Source organism: Kribbella sp. NPDC031520 (assembly GCF_055580825.1).
In genome coordinates this window covers 721,411-738,700 of the sequence record NZ_JBVIKS010000003.1, presented here as the reverse complement: position 1 = coordinate 738,700, position 17,290 = coordinate 721,411, and the positions used below count along the sequence as shown (strand labels likewise).

Sequence of the window (17,290 nt, the reverse complement as noted above, 5' to 3'; positions counted from 1 at the left end):
CCCACATCACAAACCGCGGCGCTATTCCGTCTGCGCGTCGGAGCTCTCCGCGTCGGACTTCTGGGCGTCGGATTTGTGGGCGAAGGCGCACTTCCAGCCGGCCGGCGTGCTGACCCAGACCTGGCTGATCCACTCGTCCGCGGAGTACGGCGTACCCTCCCAGGCGCCGGTGCTCGTCTTGCGCGCCGTCACGACGACCGCGTCCCCGGCCCGGGCCACGCGCTCACCGCCGACGACCTGCATGCTGTGGTGAGCGAGGCGGCCGTCCGCGATCCAGCCGGTGATGTCGGCCTTGGTCACCGCCCCGGTCGAGCTGACGTACACCCAGTCGTCCGTCATGAACGAGCCGACCAGCTCCGCGTCGTTGCCGACCACGATCCGGTCCCACTCGGCCGCGACCGCGCGCACCTGCTCCTGGATCGTCATCCAGTCATCGTGACAGGTGCGAGGGGTCGCCTCGGTGGATACTGGCCACGTTCAGCGCGACGGGAACGGGTTCAGCCGGCAGCCACTGACCTGAGTGCGGCGACGAGGCGGCTCGCGCGTGGGTCGCCGTGGCCGATCATGCGGTTGGCGGTGTACGCGAACGCGATGCCGTGTTCGTCGTCGGCGAATGCGAACTGGCCGCCGGCGCCGTCGTTCGCGAGGCTGCGCGGACCGAGCGTCGGGCGGAACGGCGAGTCGAGCAGGAAACCGGAACCCCACCGCGCCCCCGCGTCGAAGCCCAGGAACCCGGTGCCGGAGGAAACCTCCCGGACAGCGTCGGAAACAGTCTCCGTCGACAACAAGGGCGCGGACCCGTCGATGCCGGTGAACGCGGCGGCGTAGACCCCGGCGAGACCCGTCGCCGACGCGACGGCGCCGGCTCCGGGCAGCTCCATTTGCAGCAGCGCCGGATCGTTCCACCCGTGCGGTACGTCGAGACCGGGAAACTCCAGCGCCCCGTTCATCGTGACGATCCGCATCAGCAGGTGCTCCGGGTCCATCGCGGGCCGGCTCTCGGCCTCCGCGAGTCGCGCCAGCGTAGGGAGCTCCGACGCCGGCATCCCGATCCACGCCCGCAACCCGAGCGGATCGCCGATCACCGTACGGAAGTATGCCCCCGGCAACTGTCCGGTGAGTCGCCGGACAACCTCACCGAGGACGAACCCGAACACATGCCCGTGGTACTCGTACGTCGTCCCCGGCTCCCACAACGGCTTCTGCGCTTCGATCGCTGCGATCACCGGATCCCAGGCGGCGACTTCCTCGAACGTCGGCGACTGATCCAGCACCGGGATACCCGCCCGGTGCCCGAGCACCATCCGGGAGGTGATCGCCTCTTTGCCCTCAGCAACGAACTCCGGCCAGTAGTCGCCGATCGGCGCGTCCAGGTCCAGTCGTCCCTCCTGGGCCAGCAAGTGGACGACGACACTCACGAGGCCCTTCGCACACGAGAACACCGGCACCACGGTCTCCGCGGACCACGCCCGCCCGGGCGCCGCCTCGCCGTCCCAGAGGTCGACCACCTTGCGGCCACCGGAGTACACGGTCACCGCCGCCCCGAGTTCCGGGAACAACGAGAAGTTCTCCTTGAACGTGTCCGCAACCGCGCCGAACCCGTCGTCCACCCATCCCTGGCCCATGCGCCACACGATAGGTGTGTGGCGCCGTCCCGCACGATCGAATTACGGCAGCGTCCACCGCTGGTTCAGGCCGCCGTTGCACTGGTAGACGATCAGCTTCGTGCCGTCCGCTGACGAGGCCCCGGTCGCGTCGAGGCAGTAGCCGGCGCCGACGTTCCGCAATGAGCCGTCTGTCTGCGGCGTCCAGCGTTGCCCGGCCGAGCCGTCGCAGGTCCACAACACCGCGGGCGTCTTGAGAGCGGTATCGCGCGCCGACAGGCACTTACCCATCGACCGTACGGTCCCGTCGTCGGTCGACGGCGTCCACTGCTGGTTCACCGAGCCCTTGCAGGTGTAGAGCGTCGTCGGCGTGCCGTCCGTGGTCAGCGCCTGGTACACGTCGATGCACTTGCCGCCGATGCCGACCGCCGACCCGGTGTCACCGAACACCCCGAACTCCCAGAACGAGTAGTAGCTCCCGGCAACGGCTCGCTGCGTCGCGACCATCCGGACGTAGCGCGCGTAGATCGGCGAGAACGTCACGTTGTCCGTACCGCCGTCCCCGCTGACGGTTGACGCAACCGTCTTCCAGGTCCTTCCGCTGCCGGAAACCTGGAGCTGGTACGACTTCGCGTACGCCGTCGACAGCCAGTTCATCAGCACCCGGTTCACCACCTGTACCGACCCGAGGTCCACCTGGTACCACTGCGGGTCGGTTCGCGCGCTCGACCATGCCGTACTCATCGAACCGTCGACGGCCTTCGACGCCTCGCGGCCCGCGATATAGGTGCTCGAGGCAACAGCCGGTCGCCCGCGGGCCAGGTTCCGCTTCAGGCCGTACATCGCGGTGTACGTCGTCTCCACCCGCGCCGGAGCCACCACGTTGTGGTCCCGCGCCCCGCCGTCCGACCACGTCCCGAACCGGTACGCCTGGTTCGCCAGCGACCCCACCGGATCCGCCGACACCGACACGCTCGACCCGACGATCGTTGTCCCGGTCAACGGACTCTTCCCGCTCGTGTTCCCGAGCGCGAGCGGCATCCCCGGCGGCGAGGAATTGGCCGTCAGCTGGGTCGTCTGCGGGTTCAGCAGCACGCTCTTCGTGTCGGTCAGCCCACCGGAGTCGGTCGCCGTCAGCTTCAGCTCCAGGTACGACGGATACTCGTGGTCCGGTGCCACGAACGAGCCGCTGGCGCCGGCCATCGACGTGATCGTGTGCGTGTGGCAGTCGCTCGGGCAGTGGTGCATGATCAACGTCCAGGTCAGCGCCGACGCCGGCAACGTGCCCTCCTCCGGATCCGTCGCGGTCCCGGAGAAGTTGATGGTGTCGCCAACCTTCCAGGTTGTTGCCGGACCGGGTGCCGTGATCGTTGCCGTCGGCGCCGTGTTCGCCACGTTGATCTGGGTCGACGTCGTGGTGGACGTCTTTCCGTCGGACACCCGCAGTCGAACGGTGACCGAGCCCGAGGTTGTGTACGTGTGCTGTACGGTCGCCGCCGTCGAGTCGCCGTACACGCCGTCGCCGTTCAGGTCCCACGAGTACGTGAGCGGATCGCCGTCGGCGTCGTTCGAGGCGGTCCCGTCGAACGTCACGGTCAACGGGGTCGGCCCGCTCGCCGGGTCCGCGTGGATGATCGCGGCCGGCGGGTTGTTGGTCCCGTTGTACACGTACCGCAGGATCCGGCCGTTGTCGTAGTCCACCGCGAACAGGTCGCCACCCGGACCCGTCTGCAGGCGCGTCGCGCCGTACCCGGACGCGAACAACTGGATGTTCGCGGGGTCGGGCAGCCCGTTGCTGCCCGGCATCATCGCCCACGTGCACTTGCGGCTGTAGTCGGTGAAGAACAACGCGCCGTCGTACTGCGCGGGGTAGTTTCCGCCTTTGTAGAAGGACATTCCGGAGATCGACGAGCTCCCGCTGGTGCAGGTGCCGGCGATCTTGTCGGCGTGGTTGTACGTGTAGTACGGCGTCCTGACCGCGGACGGCCCGGCGGCGTACAGGTTCTTGCAGATGTTGAGCTGCAAACTGGCGTACCCGGGCTGCTGGGCCGGACCCTCGTAGCACGGCCAGCCGAAGTTGCTGACGCTTGCCTTCGGGTCGGTGATCCGGTCGATCTCCTCCCAGGTCGAGTACCCGACATCGCCGACCCACAGCTCGTTCGTGCCTGGACGGAACGTGAACCGCATCGGGTTCCGCAGGCCTTCCGCCACGATCCGGCGCGCGTTCAGGTCCGTGCTGCTCGTCAACGGGTTGCCCGGCGCGGCCTGTCCGGTGTCGGGATCGATCCGGACGATGGATCCGTCCAGAGTGGTCGGGTCGTTCGGCGTACGCAGATCCTGGGCGCGCAACGCGCCACCCTCGGCCGTCGGCGGTGACAGCAGTGCGCCGACCGCCGCGGGTCCGTCACCACAGGGGTTGTCGGGCGAGAGGTCGGACGGCGGGTTGGTGTTCTGCCCGTAGTCGACGTAGTTGAAGCTCGCGCCGTCGCCGCCACCCGCGTACAGCATCCCGTCCGGGCCGAACTCGATCGAGCCGATCGAGTGACTCGGGAACACCTGACACCAGTCCTCGACCAGCACCTGCTCGGCGCCGTTCGCGTTCAGTACCGAAAGCCGCGCACTGGCCAGACAGCCGCGAGCCGTCGGTCCGGGCGGCGACGGGCACGGGTCCGCGTCGGTGTCCGGCGTACCCCACTTCGGCGTAGGTCCGCCGATCAGCCCGTCGTGCGTGTACAGCACGTAAATGCGTGGATCCGTTGGGAAATTGGGATGCAAGGCGATCCCGAGCAGCCCGCGGTCCCAGTAGTTGTAGACCTCCGTGCGCAGGTCGGCGTACACACTCGGCGTCGGGTCGTCGAGCGAGTCGAAGACCTTGATCAGGCCGCTCTTCTCCGCGACGAACACGCGGCCGTCCGGCGAGAACACGACGTTCGTCGGACTGCTGAGTCCGCTGAACACGACCTGCTCGCTGAAACCGGACGGCGTGACAGCGGCACGTGCCGGCGCGATCACAGCGAGCGGCAGCAGCAGTACGACACACAAAGTGGGCAGCGCACGGCGCAGCCACTGGGCAGATTTCCTCACAAAGCCCCCCAGGCCAGAAGTCCGGCCCGCATCCCCCTGCAAGCCCCGGATCGTCCGTCAGGATGATGCCCCGTGATCGCGTTGCGCAAGGCCTGCCGGACATTCGTTTCAAACATGGCGCCGGCCGGTCACGCGAACGATCGGACCGGGCACACTGGGCTGATGATCCGCAGTGTCCGCGAGCTTCCGGACGGTCCGGGCGTCTACCGTTTCCGCGACGACGCCGGCAAGGTGCTGTACATCGGCCGGGCCCGCAACCTGCGCCGCCGCGTCCGGTCGTACTGGGCGAACCTCGGCGACCGGCCGCACCTGGCGCGGATGGTACGTCGGATCGCGCGCGTCGAAGGGGTTTGGTGCGACTCGGAGCACGAGGCCGCCTGGCTGGAGCGGAACCTGCTGGAGCATTCGAAGCCGCGCTGGAACCGGACCGAGGGCGGGGCGGAAGTGGTCGGGTACATCCGGCTCGGCGACGGTGCGCGGCCGGGGCTGCGATTCGAGCACACAGTCAGCGGTACGGCGCCACACTTCGGGCCGTACCTCGGTGGGCTGCGGATCCGGCAGGCGATCTCCGGCCTGCATCGCGTGCTGCCGTTGCAGTACACGGTCGAGGGGGACGGGTCGGCGGAGGAGTTCGGCCGGTTGTTCGGGATCGGGCCAGGAGATCGCGACGCGCTGGCGCGGACCGCGGTCGCCGTGCTGGAAAGGGATCCGGCGGCGGTCGGTGCGCTGCGGGGCGAGCTGGAGCGGCGGCGGGATCGGGCGGCGGGGGAGTTGCGGTACGAGTTCGCGGCCAAGGTGCAAGGGGAGATCGAGGCGCTCGACTGGATCGTCGCCGAGCAGAAGGTCGCCTGGCTTGAGCCGCGGGACGCTGAGGTCTACGGGTGGGCGGACGGGGTTCTGGTTCGGTTCGAGCTGCGAGCGGGACGGATGTGTACGTGGACGCAGCGGGCGGTCGGGGAAGCCGCGGCGCGGGCTCGGGTGGCGTCGACGCCGGAGTTGTGGCGGGGGTTCGCGCAGCGCAACGCGGAGCTGGCTGCGCGGTTGGTGACTTCCTGATTACTTAGCATGGTCACCATGACGCAGCCCCCGTACCAGCCACCCGGCCCGCCCCTTGGTCCGCCGGCCGGTCCACCTGGTCTGCCGCCGGGTCCGCCTCCTGGTCCGCCGATGTTCGGCCCGCCGCCGAAGCGCTCTTCCCGGGGGCCGCTGCTGATCGTGGGCGGGCTTGTCCTGCTGCTCGTCATCGTGATCGGCACCGCCGTCACCCTGCTCGTCACGCGTACCGACGACAAGCCCTCGGCCACCGGCACTGCGGATGTTCGCACCAAGCCGTCCGACCCGAAGGCCGTCGAGTTCCGTCGCGTCCTCACCTCGAAGACCGGCACCTGCCCGACCCCCGCACCGGACGGTACGGCGTGCGACGACAAAGGCATGGTCTACACCCTCGGCAAGGTCGAGCTCGACGGCAGCCACGTCACCGAGGTGAAGTCCGCTTACAACTCCACGAACAACTACTGGTACGTGACCATCGCTCTCGACGCCGAAGGCGACAAGCTGTTCGCCCAACTCACCGGCACCCTCGCGAAACAGTCCCCGCCCGCGAACCTGCTCGCGATCGTCGTCCACGGCCGGGTCGTCTCGGCCCCGTCCGTCCAGTCCGAGATCACCGGCGGCCAGGTTCAGATCACCGGCGACTTCGACCGCACCGCCGTCGAAGCACTCGCCAAACAGATCACCGGTTAGTGACCTCGAACGCGACGATCGCCGCCGCGACCGCGACGTTGAGCGACTCGACGCCGGCGTGCAACGGAATCTGCAGGTCGGAATCGGTGGAAACCGTGATGCCGTTCGTTTCCCCGCCGAGTACGTACACCGCGCGCGGCGCCAGCTCGGTCTTGAACAGCGAGTCCTGCGAGCGGGCGCTCAGGCCGTAGACGTGGTAGCCGGCCGTGCGCAGCAGCTCGACCGCGGCCTTCGCGGTCGACGTGTTCACGATCGGCGCCTGGAACGCGACACCGGCCGACGCCTTGATCACCAGCGGCCCGACGTGCGGCGTACCGGCCCGGGGCAGGATCACACCGTCGAACCCGGCCCCGGTCGCGGTCCGCAGGATCATCCCGACGTTCCCCGGATTGGTCACGCCGTCGAGCAGGAAAACGTTGGTCGGCCGTTTTCCGCGGCTCCGGACGAACTCCTCCAGCGGCGTCATCCGGGGTGCGTTCACGTCCGCGACCACGCCCTGGTCGTGCTTGCCGTTCCCGGCCAGCCACTTCACCCGGCTGGCCGTCGCCCGCTCCACCGGCGTACCTGACTTCTCCGCGGCCCGGAGGATCTCCTGCATCGATTGGCCGGTCGCGTTGTCCGCGAGTACGACCTTCGCCACCGACAGCTTCGGGTCGTGCAGCGCCTCGAGCACCGGCTTGCGGCCGTACACGGTGATCCACTTGTCGCGCGGCGACGTCTTCTCTCCCACCCGCCTACCGTAGCGCGGGGGTGTGGATCACTTGGTGATCGTCAGGTAGCAGGGCTTGCTCGCGACCCCGGCGACGACGACGCGGAACTGGAACTTTCCGACCTTTCCGCTGGAGACGTACACCGAGTACGTGCCCTTGGAGGTCACCGTGGTGGTGGCCGGAAAGTTGACCCACGTCCTTCCGTCGAGGCGCTGCACCTGGACCTTGGTGCCCTTCGCGATCCCGGTGATCCTGCCGAAGTACCGGACCTTCGACCATCGCGGGACGATCCAGTCGTTGGCGTCGATCGTCACGGACTTCTTCACCACGGCGGCAGCCGCGGCGGTGCTGGTGTGCTGGGTCGCGGCGTCCGCCTGCAGCGCCCCGATGCCGACGACCGCCCCCGCGGCCAGCCCGAGACCGGCGCCTACGGCAACAATCCGGCGAACGAAAACCTTGTGCATGATGGTGATTCCCCTCCCGTGTGGCGGCTCCTTGTGAGCCCGCCGCATCAAGAGACGCACCGAGGCCCTGTCTGGTGATCCATCGCCTACTGCGGGGCACTCGGCACGGCACCTCGCCGCACGGGTGCAAAGGCCACGATGCTCCGCATCGAGACCTTCGCCCCCGCACGCCGAGCTACCGCACCGAGCACCTCCTCGCTACGGCGCTGGATCACCAGACAGGACCTACTCGCGGATTAGTTGGTCCCGAATTTTCAGTACGGTTTCGGCCGAGCGGTCGATGTCGTCCGGTCCGGTGGTCCAGTTGGTCACCGAGATCCGCATCGCGGCCCGCCCCTGCCACGTCGTGCCCGACATCCAGCAGGTCCCTTCGTCCTGCACCTCCCTGACGACCTGCCGGGTGATCGCGTCGTCGTCCTCGAACCGGACGAGTACCTGGTTGAGAACGACGTCGTTCAGTACGTCGGCGCCCCCGGCGCGCAGCGCGTCCGCGAACCGCCTCGCCATCGCGTGACACCGGTCGACGATCTCCGCGATCCCGGTCCGCCCCAGCGCCCGAATCGCCGCGTACACCGCAATCCCGCGCGCCCGGCGCGAGAACTCCGGGTTGTAGTCGAGCGGATCCCGCTCCCCGTCCTCGTCCTGGATCAGATACGCGGCCCGAACCGACATCGCCGCTCGATGCGCCTCCGGGTGTGCACAGAACGCCAGACCGGAGTCGTACGGCACGTTCAGCCACTTGTGTGCGTCGGTCGCCCACGAGTCCGCCAACTCGATCCCGTTCACCAACCCCCTGAGCTGATCACTGACCCCCGCCCACAACCCGAACGCCCCATCCACATGCACCCAAGCCCCATACGGACGAGCCACCTCACAAATCTCCCGAACCGCATCGAACGCCCCCGTATTCACATTCCCGACCTGCGCACAAACGATCGCCGGAACCACACCGGTGCGGAGTGCATCAGCCAGTGCATCCGGGCGCATCCGCCCTTGCCCGTCGACCGCGATCGGGACGATGCAGTCCGTCCCCAGCCCGAGGAACCTCAGCGCCCGGTCGACCGTGTCGTGCCGCTCGGCGCCCGCCAGTACGCGGATCCGCGGCGCCCCGATCAGCCCCTGCCGCTCCACGTCCCACCCGGCACGCCGCAGTACCTCGTGCCGCGCCGCCGCCAACCCGGTGAAGTTCGCCATCTGCGCCCCGGTCACAAACCCGACCGACGTACCGACCGGCAGCCCGAACAACTCGTTCAACCACCCCGCCGTGATCTCCTCGACCACGGCCGCCGCCGGCGACGCGGCGTACAACCCGGCGTTCTGATCCCACGCCGTCGTCAGCCAATCAGCCGCGAGCGACGCCGGCGTCGCCCCACCGAAGACGAACCCGAAGAACCGCCCACTCCCACTCGGCAGCAACCCGTCCTCCATCCCCTCCGCCAGCCGCGCAACCACGTCCCGTGGATCCGTCGGACCGTCCGGCAGCGCCCCACCCAGCGCCGCACGCAACTCAGCAGCACCGGCTCGCGGACCGACCCGCCGCTCCGGCAGCCCGGCCAAGTACGTCGTCGCCCGCTCGTACGCCTCGGTGAGCGGCCCCTCCCAATCCACCATTGTTCCTTTGTACGCCTGCTTTCCCGGCTCCGGGACGCGTACAGTGCGCGCATGCAGATCCGGAGCCGGTGGTCGGCCATCGTCGGCTACTCCCTCGTCGGCGCGGCCACCCAGCTGGTGTGGCTGAACTTCGCCGGCGTCACAACCGTCACGGCAACGCGGTACGGCGTTTCCGAAAGCGCTGTCGGCTGGCTGGCACAGGTCTTCCCGCTCCTGTACGTCGTACTCGCGATTCCCTGCGGCCTTGCCCTGGACCGCTGGTTCCGCGCTGCCCTGGTCGCAGGCGCGGTACTGACCGCCCTCGGCGCCGTGGTCCGCCTGATCGGCAACGATTTCGGTTGGCTGCTCGCGGGCCAGATCCTGGCCTCGATAGCCCAGCCCCTGGTCCTGAACGCGGTCACCGGCATCACCGGCCGCTACCTGGAGGAAAAGGACCGCCCCACCGGCATCGCCATCGGCACCGCCAGCATCTTCGCCGGCATGGTGATCGCCTTCCTACTCTCGGCAATCTTCACCACGTCGGCATCCCTCTCCACGATGCTGATCATCACCGCCATCTTCTGCGTAGCGGCAGCTGTCGTACTGACCACCGTCCTCTACACCCTGCAAGCACCTTTCGCGCCACAAGCGCGGTCATCCGGCCGCCCGGGCCGGGGCGCATTGGCCGCCGCGTGGGGCGACCCGCTGATCCGGCGCCTGTGCATCCTGGCGATCTTCCCGTTCGGCGTCTTCGTTGCCATGAGCACCTTCGCGCAGGCGCTCCTGGAACCGGCCGGCGTCTCCGGCGGTACCGCCAGTACGATCCTTCTGCTCCAGGTAGTTGCCGGCGTCATCGGCAGCGCCACCATCCCCATCCTGGTAGTACGCCGCCGCGCCGAATCCCACCTCCTGGTCATAAGCCTCACCATCACCGCCGCAGCCTGCGCCTTACTAGCCCTCGCCCCTGGCGCCGTGACCGGCTTTCTCTCCATCACCGTGATCGGTCTGCTCCTCCTCCCAGCCCTCCCGATCGTCCTCGAACTCGTGGAACGCCGAACCGGAGAAGCCGAAGGAACAGCCGCCGGTCTGATCTGGATGGCCGGCAACCTGGGCGGCCTGGTCGTCGCGGTAGTCGTCGGCCTCCTCGTCGGCCACCCGTACGCCGCCTTCCTGGTAATGGCCGCGATCGCCCTCATCGCCGTACCGGGAGCCCGCGCCCTCCGCCGCCCGATCGCCGAACTCCGATCGCTGTCACAGCCGTAGCGACCAACCCGCCCGCGCCGGCGGTCACGAACGTGGTCCGTGCGTCGGTGTGCTGAAGGAGCAGCCCGCCGAGTACGTACGAAAGGCCTGCGGCGACACCGACAGCGCCGTACAGGTTGCCGAACACGCGACCTCGAAGGTGCGCCGGTACGAGGCGCTGCAGGTGCGTGTTGACGCCGACGTCGATGCCCGCGATCCCGAGCCCGCGGATCACCTGCAGCGCCAGGGCCGCCCAGATCGCCCACGCCAGCCCGGTGACCAGATTGCCGAGGCTGCTGACGGCGAACCCGAGGACCATCAGTACGGGCATCCGCAGCCGGCCTGCGTACCGCGCGAGGATCGCGAACCCGGCGATCAACCCGATGCCGACCCCGGCGTACAGCGTCGCGGACGCCGAATCCGTCCCGTGCAGCTCGTCCTTCGCGAGGAACACCAGCGCGACATCGTCCACCCCGTTGAACGCGACCACCGCGAAGAACCCGATCCCGATCACGCGAATCGGAGCCGATCGCAGGATGTACCCGAGGCCGTCCCGGGCATCCTTCACCACACTGTGCCCCGAGCGCTCCGACGGCGGTATCCCAGGCAACCGTACGAGCAGCACCGCCGACACGAAGAACGTGACCGCGTCGATCACGAGGATCCCGCGCACGTCCGTCACCAGGAACAACCCCGCCGCGACGATCGGCCCGACAGCCTCCACGCCGTTGGTCCCCACCCCAAGCGCCGAGTTGGCCGTCTCGAGCTGCTCGTCCCGCACCAACACCGGCATGGCACTCCGCGACGCAGCCTGAAACACCTGCGCCGCAACACCCCGCACCGCCACCATCACCAACAAGACCGCGAGTGGCGGTAGTACGACCGCCATCCCAACCGTCAGCGCCCCCTGGACAAGCTCGCTCCCCACCATCACCCGCCGAAGATCGAACCGATCTCCGATCACCCCCGCAACCGCCCCGAACACCCCCGGCACAAAGTCCCCCGCCAACAGCAACAACCCCACCGCCAGCGCCGCCCCGGTGGCCTTCTGCACATACAGCAGCAGAGCCACCAACCCCACCGAATCCCCGAGCACCGAGACAGCCCGAGCCCCCCAAAGCCCCCGAAACCCCGCAGACCCCCGCAACAACCCCCACACAATCCACTACTATGTACCCGCACACCCGCCGGTGTGGCGCAATTGGCAGCGCACCGCTCTTGTAAAGCGGGGGTTAGGGGTTCAAGTCCCCTCACCGGCTCTCTGACGTGGGAATATAACCCGGGAGTGATGAACTCCTGGGCCCCAACTCATCGTTTACTCACTGCTTTGCCGGGCGACCTGGGCTCCGAGGCGCCGGCTCTCGCCGAAGGCCTGCTGGCCGACTGGGTCACCTGCGCTACGACCCGCTACAAACCTCGACCACAAGGTCATCCCACCGTGCTGGCCCCACCACGGCGCCATCGTCGAGGAACTCTCCGCCCTCCGCACCTTCTGGGAAGCCTGCTACCAGGACGACGCCGCCCCTCCGCCCCTCTCGCCAGAGCAGCGCCAGGGCCGTGTGCCGTCGGCACGTGATGAAACGACAAGCGCTCGTTGCCCGATACAACGAGTGAGAAGGGGGCGGAATGTGTGAATGCTGTCGTCGGCTACAGCTACTTGTGCGGATCGTCGAGCGCGGTCCCGCAGCATTCGGACCGATCGGCGATGATGCAGTGCTCGACGCCTGGTTCGGATGGCGTTCACCTGTGTTCGAGGCCACCACTGACCCAGTGTCTGCGGATGGTGGCTGTCCAGAGTCGTGAGGCAGACGATTGCCCGGGCGACCTGCACCTGCGCATGGTGGATGGGTGGACACCGACGCGGTCGCGCTCGAGCTGTACGGGCTGGTGCCCGAACAGTTCACCACGGCCCGCAACCAGGCCGTGAAGGCCGCGCGTGCCGCCGCCGTGAAGAAGCGCCGCGACATCGAGCAGCGACGACTCACTGCCCTCGATGGCTGAGCTGCGGTGCCGAAGAAGTCACGCCGACCTCAGGTCGAGTCAGAGCACACTGGTCGGCGGCACGGGCATCCTCCCTATGAGGAAGCAGCAGAGTATCCCGATCGACGCGCCCCGCAAGGGGGCAGGTTGCTATGGCCAGGGACTGGTTGATTGCTTCTGTGAGTGTGCCGAGGTCCTGCGGGCCCTTGATGCTCTCCGGTCGGCCCGCGGTCGGTGCGTTGGCTATGCGGGCTCGCGGGTGGATCTGGGGTCGGCCGGCGGGGTGTAGATGGATTCGATCAGGGCGGCGTGGTTTCTGGCGACTGCGGCGCGTTTGACCTTGAGGCTCGGTGTGATCTCGCCTGCTTCGACGCTGAGTTCGCCGGGCAGAATCCGGAACTGCTTGATGGTCTCCCAGCGGTTGAGGGTCTTGTTCACTTCGCCGATGGCTCGCTCCAGCGTCCTGTGGACGGTCTCGGCCGGGATCCCGCGGCAGGCGTCGGCATCGAGGGTCACCAGCAGGCTGGCGAAGTTCCGCCCGTCGGCGATCACGATCGCGGTGCTGACCAGTGGGCACGCGGCCTTGACGGCGGACTCGATTGCGGTCGGTGCGATGTACTTGCCGCCGCTGGTCTTGACGAGATCCTTCTTCCGGTCCGTGATGCGCAGGTGGCCGGTCGGTTCGAGGTGACCGATGTCTCCGGTGGCGAACCAGCCATCGGCGTCGAGGACCTCGGCGGTGGCTGTCGGCAGCTTGTGGTATCCGCGCATCACGCCGGGGCCACGGAGCAGGATCTCCCCGTCGTCGGCGATGCGGACCTCGGTGCCGGCCAGCGGCTGTCCTACCGTGCCGATGCGTAGGTGGCCGGGGCGGTTGACGAACGAGACGCCGGTGGCTTCGGTCAGGCCGTAACCTTCGAGGATCGGCAGGCCGACGGCGGCGAACCACTCGGCGATGCTGGGTGCCAGCGCGGCACTTCCGGAGAAGAGGATCTCGAGGCGGCCGCCGAGCCGATCCCGGATCTTGGCGAAGACCAGGCGGTCGGCAATCGCCAGCTGCAGACGTCTGATGGCCGGCACGGTCCTGCCTTCCGCACCGCGACGTACGGAATCGATGCCGGTGTCGAAGGCCCAGCGGAACAACCGAGCGCGGATGCCGCCGTCCGCCGTGGCGCTCGTGACGACCCGGCTGTAGATCTTCTCGAAGATGCGCGGCGCGGCGGCCATGACGGTCGGCCGTACGGCGGCGAGATTGTCGATGATTCGGTCGACCCGCCCGTCGATGGCGGTGACGAAGCCGATCTCGTACTGCGCGGCGAGCAGCAGCTTGCCGAAGACGTGCGACAGGGGCAGCCAGAGCAGTTGTACGGCGTCGTTCCTGATGACGTTCTCGGACGCCACGGCGGTGCCGACGTACAGCCAGTTGGCGTGCGTGAGTTCGACGCCTTTGGGTGCCCCCGTGGTCCCGGATGTGTAGACGATGGTGGCGAGCTGATCCGGACCTGTCTCGCTGAGGATCTCGCTGATCGCCCAAGGATTCGACCGCAGGAGATCGCGGCCGAGTTCGCGAAGATCCGCGAGTCGTGTCGTCGCGGGGGAATCGACCGCATCGAACGTTATGACGTGCCGCAGCGCGCCGATCCAGCCGGTACCCGATCGCAGCTTCGCGACCTGCGTGGAGTCCTCGGCGAAGATCGCGACCGCTCCGCAGTCGTTCAGGATGTACGCGACATCGTCGGCGTTGGTGTTCGGGTACACGGTGGTCGTCGTCGCGCCGGCGAGCAGGACGGCGAGATCGGCTTCGACCCATTCGATCCCGGTCGAGGCCGCGATCGCGACGCGTTGGCCCTGGGTGATGCCGAGCGAGATCAGGCCGGCGGCCAACTCGGTCGCGCGGGTGGCGAGCTCGCGCCAGCTCAGGGAAGCCCAGCGGTCGTCCGCGACCGGGTAGCGGAACGCCTCGGCGTCGCCGTGCCGTTCGCAGTTGGCCAGAAAGCGCGCGCCTACGGACCTGGCGGTGGTGGAGGCCGGAACGGTCGGCATGTTGACTGCCCTTCGACTGACGGCGGGGCGACGCGATTTCTGATCGCATCCGCATAACTGATGAGAGCATCAGTTATGCACCGCCGGTTGTCAATGGGTGGTCAGGGAACCCGGGGCAGGGTCCGCTCGGCGATCTCCTGCGCCTCGGTCTCGGTGAGGCCGAACATGCGTAGCAGGTTGACGGCCAGTTCGTCGGCCGCCCGCTCGACGGCCGCCTTCTTGTGGTTGGTCAGGCCCAGGTGCAGGACGCCGAGGAGGGCACCGCCGGCGCAGGCGATGGCGACCGCGGGATCTTCGAACTGCAGTCGGCCGGCCCCCTTCGCGCGCTGCAGATCTCGCAGCGCCCGCGGCGCCAAACCGGACTCAGAGGTGATGTAGCGCGGGCCGACACGATCGATGATCTTCGCCAGCTCGGGATGTGTCCTGGGGAATCGAGCTGTGATGCGGACCGAGGCAGCGAACACCTCCGCCGGATCCTCGATGTCCGCGGTGATCCGATCGAGCATCGTGCCGTGCTCCTCGATCACCTCGTCGACGGCGGCCTCGAAGAGCTCCTGCTTGGAGTCGAAGTGGTTGTAGAACGAGCCGAAACCCACATCGGCGGCGTCGGTGATCTCCTGGATGCTCACTCCGGCCGGATCGCGGGAGGTCAGCATCGCCTTGGCGGCGGTGACCAGCGCCGCGCGGGTGCGCGCCCTCCTCCGGTCGGAACGGTTGCGGGACGTCGTCTCACTCATGGCTGGATGGTAGATCACCTCAAGCCTGACGGCGTCATCAGAGTGATGCACAGCTCATAGTTGACGAAATCATCAGAAAAGTTCTACCTTGATTTGGAGAGGCCGGCGGACGGTCGGCCCGGGATCGAGGAGTGAGTGATGAGTGAGCAGGAACTGAAGGCCCGGTTCGAGTCGTTCCCCGCCGCGGTGCGCGAGAAGGTGAACGCCGCCTTGATGGACGCGAAGGTCGCGCTGAAGGTGAAGGTGGGCGAGGCGCTGTCCAACAAGGACGAGCAGGCGCTGCACGCGGTCACCACCGCGGGCCGGATCGGCGCGATGAGCGGCGAGGTATCGGAGCTGACGGGGATCTTCGACCTGAAGCCGAACGGCGCCGAGCGGCTGCGGAAGTTCTTCAAGCTGATCGACGGCAACCTGGTCGGCGCCGGCCAGGTCGGCACGCTGCACAACATGCGGTTCGTGTTCCTGGACAACGACACGAAGCTGCTGTTCGCGACGGCGTACGACGGTGAGTGGGACGCCTACATCGACGACTTCGCGACGAAGATCCCCGAGATGATGGACTACCTGTTCGGCAACGTCGAAGGCTGGCCGGGCATCGCGTCGCCGGACGTGAAGGACTTCATCACCAAGTACCAGCTGCAGGCGGCCGCGTGGTTCGTGGCCCACCCCGACATCACTGTCTCCGAGGCCACCCGGCTCAAGCGGCAGGATCTCGCGGTGCAGCGGTTCCTCGTCGAGCTGAACTGACCGAAATCATGGACCTGTTTCGACGGCTACGGCGCCGTCCCACACTCGAGCTGGACGACATTCAGGCAGTCGTACTGCGCGCCAGGCCTGAACCGTACTTCGGGTCGCACGCGATTCTCGAGATCGGCGACCGTGCCGCGGGCCAGGAGATGTTGCGTCGGCTCGCGCCGAGGCTCACCTCGGCGGCGGGCTGGGACGAGCCGCGGCCGTCGTGGCTTGCGCTTGCGATCAGCTATCAGGGCCTCGTGGCGCTGGGGGTGCCCGAGAGCTCGCTGGCGTCGTTCCCGGCGAATTTCCGTGCCGGGATGGCGGCCCGTGCTGACCGGTTGCGTGACACCGGCATGAACGCGCCGGAGAACTGGGAGTTCCCGTTCGGGACGTCTCGGGTGCACGTGGCGGTGAGTGTCTACTCCGACAACGAGGACGACTGGCGCCGCGAGGTCGCGGAATATCAGCGTCAGCTCGACGATCTGCCCGGCGTGGACCTGCTGTCACATCAAGACTTCGGCGCCACCGGCTGGAACGTCTTCGGCTACCGCGACGGCTTCTCACAGCCGCTGATCGAAGGGAGTGGCGCGGAGTCGTTGCCCGGAGACGGGCGCGCGATCAAGGCGGGGGAGTTCGTCCTGGGCTATCCCAGTGAGACGGGCCAGCCGCTGGGGATGCTCGCTCCGGACGTGCTCGGGCGCAACGGCTCCTACGTGGTGTTCCGCAAGTACCACTCGCATGTCTCGGCCTTCAACCAGTACCTGTACGCCAACGGGCGGACGGCCGACGAGCGGGAACTGCTCGCCGCCAAGCTGGTCGGACGCTGGCGCAGCGGAGCTCCGCTCGCGTTGGCGCCGGAGCGTGACGATCCGGCGATCGGCGAGGATCCGCGGCGGATCAACAACTTCAGCTACGCCGACGACCCTCGCGGGCTACGGACGCCGCTCGGGTCGCACATCCGCCGGATGAATCCACGCGATTCCAAGCTGGAGATTCTCAGCGATGTGAACATCCGGCGCATCATCCGTCGCAGCACCTCGTACGGCGACGCGTTGCCGGCGGACGCGTTGCGTGACGACGGCAAGCCCCGCGGCCTGGACTTCATCGCGCTCGGCGCCAGGGCCATCGACACCGTCGAGTTCCTGCAGAGCGAGTGGGTCAACTCCGGCAGCTTCGCCGGGCTCGGCAAGGAGAAGGACCCGCTCATCTCCCGGCAGGACAAAGGCGCCTATTTCACGGTGCCCGGATCGCCGCCGCGCCGGGTGCACAACATCCAGAGCTTCAACACGCTGCTGGGCGGCGAGTACTTCTTCCTGCCCAGCTTGTCCGCGATCCGCTGGCTCGCCGGCTGACCGCCG

15 protein-coding genes and 1 tRNA gene are annotated in these 17,290 nt (G+C 68.0%); 7 read left to right on the top strand and 9 right to left on the bottom strand.

Features of this window, described 5'->3' with window-relative positions; translation table 11 throughout:
- Positions 1-21 precede the first annotated feature (21 nt).
- The 3 genes from ACZ5BU_RS18950 to ACZ5BU_RS18940 all read right to left on the bottom strand — a co-directional run bounded on the left by ACZ5BU_RS18950 (position 22) and on the right by ACZ5BU_RS18940 (position 4,688).
- Complete coding sequence (locus ACZ5BU_RS18950) at positions 22-426, bottom strand: nuclear transport factor 2 family protein (protein ID WP_465700503.1); 405 nt, start codon at positions 424-426, stop codon at positions 22-24.
- 71 nt (positions 427-497) lie between these two features.
- The gene (locus tag ACZ5BU_RS18945) at positions 498-1,625 is read right to left on the bottom strand and encodes a serine hydrolase domain-containing protein (RefSeq protein ID WP_465700502.1); all 1,128 of its coding nucleotides are present in this window, start codon (positions 1,623-1,625) and stop codon (positions 498-500) included.
- A 42-nt stretch (positions 1,626-1,667) separates the two neighbouring features.
- Entirely contained in the window at positions 1,668-4,688 is a 3,021-nt protein-coding gene (locus ACZ5BU_RS18940) for a PQQ-dependent sugar dehydrogenase (RefSeq protein WP_465700500.1), read from the bottom strand.
- Positions 4,689-4,850: 162 nt separating this feature from the next.
- Here ACZ5BU_RS18940 and ACZ5BU_RS18935 point away from each other — a divergent pair, with 162 nt between their 5' ends.
- Together ACZ5BU_RS18935 and ACZ5BU_RS18930 are read left to right on the top strand one after the other, a co-directional pair.
- Positions 4,851-5,744: a GIY-YIG nuclease family protein gene (locus ACZ5BU_RS18935; RefSeq protein ID WP_465700499.1), complete on the top strand. Its 894-nt coding sequence runs from the start codon at positions 4,851-4,853 to the stop codon at positions 5,742-5,744.
- An 18-nt stretch (positions 5,745-5,762) separates the two neighbouring features.
- On the top strand, positions 5,763-6,431 hold the full coding sequence (locus ACZ5BU_RS18930; protein WP_465700498.1) for a SecDF P1 head subdomain-containing protein: 669 nt from the start codon (positions 5,763-5,765) through the stop codon (positions 6,429-6,431).
- On the opposite strand, the gene ACZ5BU_RS18925 is transcribed toward ACZ5BU_RS18930, so the two are convergent.
- The 3 genes from ACZ5BU_RS18925 to ACZ5BU_RS18915 all read right to left on the bottom strand — a co-directional run bounded on the left by ACZ5BU_RS18925 (position 6,421) and on the right by ACZ5BU_RS18915 (position 9,216).
- Positions 6,421-7,161 (bottom strand): TrmH family RNA methyltransferase, encoded by a 741-nt coding sequence (locus tag ACZ5BU_RS18925; protein ID WP_465700496.1) that lies wholly within the window; start codon positions 7,159-7,161, stop codon positions 6,421-6,423. The genes ACZ5BU_RS18930 and ACZ5BU_RS18925 overlap by 11 nt on opposite strands.
- 27 nt (positions 7,162-7,188) lie before the next feature.
- Positions 7,189-7,605 (bottom strand): hypothetical protein, encoded by a 417-nt coding sequence (locus ACZ5BU_RS18920; protein WP_465700495.1) that lies wholly within the window; start codon positions 7,603-7,605, stop codon positions 7,189-7,191.
- Between the two features lie 225 nt (positions 7,606-7,830).
- Positions 7,831-9,216 (bottom strand): pyridoxal phosphate-dependent decarboxylase family protein, encoded by a 1,386-nt coding sequence (locus ACZ5BU_RS18915; protein ID WP_465700493.1) that lies wholly within the window; start codon positions 9,214-9,216, stop codon positions 7,831-7,833.
- Between the two features lie 51 nt (positions 9,217-9,267).
- Between ACZ5BU_RS18915 and ACZ5BU_RS18910 the strand changes: the two genes are divergently transcribed.
- Positions 9,268-10,458 (top strand): MFS transporter, encoded by a 1,191-nt coding sequence (locus ACZ5BU_RS18910; protein ID WP_465700491.1) that lies wholly within the window; start codon positions 9,268-9,270, stop codon positions 10,456-10,458.
- Here the strand turns inward: ACZ5BU_RS18910 and ACZ5BU_RS18905 are convergent.
- Positions 10,388-11,596: an MFS transporter gene (locus ACZ5BU_RS18905; RefSeq protein ID WP_465700490.1), complete on the bottom strand. Its 1,209-nt coding sequence runs from the start codon at positions 11,594-11,596 to the stop codon at positions 10,388-10,390. The two genes, ACZ5BU_RS18910 and ACZ5BU_RS18905, sit on opposite strands and share 71 nt — an antisense overlap.
- A 27-nt stretch (positions 11,597-11,623) precedes the next feature.
- Between ACZ5BU_RS18905 and ACZ5BU_RS18900 the strand changes: the two genes are divergently transcribed.
- Both ACZ5BU_RS18900 and ACZ5BU_RS18895 read left to right on the top strand, forming a co-directional pair.
- A tRNA-Thr gene (locus ACZ5BU_RS18900) sits at positions 11,624-11,696 on the top strand.
- 589 nt (positions 11,697-12,285) lie between these two features.
- Positions 12,286-12,438: a hypothetical protein gene (locus ACZ5BU_RS18895; protein ID WP_465700488.1), complete on the top strand. Its 153-nt coding sequence runs from the start codon at positions 12,286-12,288 to the stop codon at positions 12,436-12,438.
- Between the two features lie 222 nt (positions 12,439-12,660).
- Here ACZ5BU_RS18895 and ACZ5BU_RS18890 read toward each other — a convergent pair whose 3' ends face one another.
- Entirely contained in the window at positions 12,661-14,460 is a 1,800-nt protein-coding gene (locus tag ACZ5BU_RS18890) for an AMP-dependent synthetase/ligase (protein ID WP_465700487.1), read from the bottom strand.
- 101 nt (positions 14,461-14,561) lie between these two features.
- Positions 14,562-15,197 carry a TetR/AcrR family transcriptional regulator gene (locus ACZ5BU_RS18885; RefSeq protein WP_465700485.1) on the bottom strand — a complete coding sequence of 212 codons (636 nt, stop codon included), beginning with the start codon at positions 15,195-15,197 and terminating at the stop codon, positions 14,562-14,564.
- Positions 15,198-15,335: 138 nt separating this feature from the next.
- Here ACZ5BU_RS18885 and ACZ5BU_RS18880 point away from each other — a divergent pair, with 138 nt between their 5' ends.
- Positions 15,336-15,944, top strand: coding sequence for a hypothetical protein (locus tag ACZ5BU_RS18880; protein WP_465700484.1), 609 nt, complete (start codon positions 15,336-15,338; stop codon positions 15,942-15,944).
- Between the two features lie 8 nt (positions 15,945-15,952).
- The gene (locus tag ACZ5BU_RS18875; RefSeq protein WP_465700482.1) at positions 15,953-17,284 is read left to right on the top strand and encodes a Dyp-type peroxidase; all 1,332 of its coding nucleotides are present in this window, start codon (positions 15,953-15,955) and stop codon (positions 17,282-17,284) included.
- The last annotated feature ends 6 nt before the right edge of the window (positions 17,285-17,290 follow it).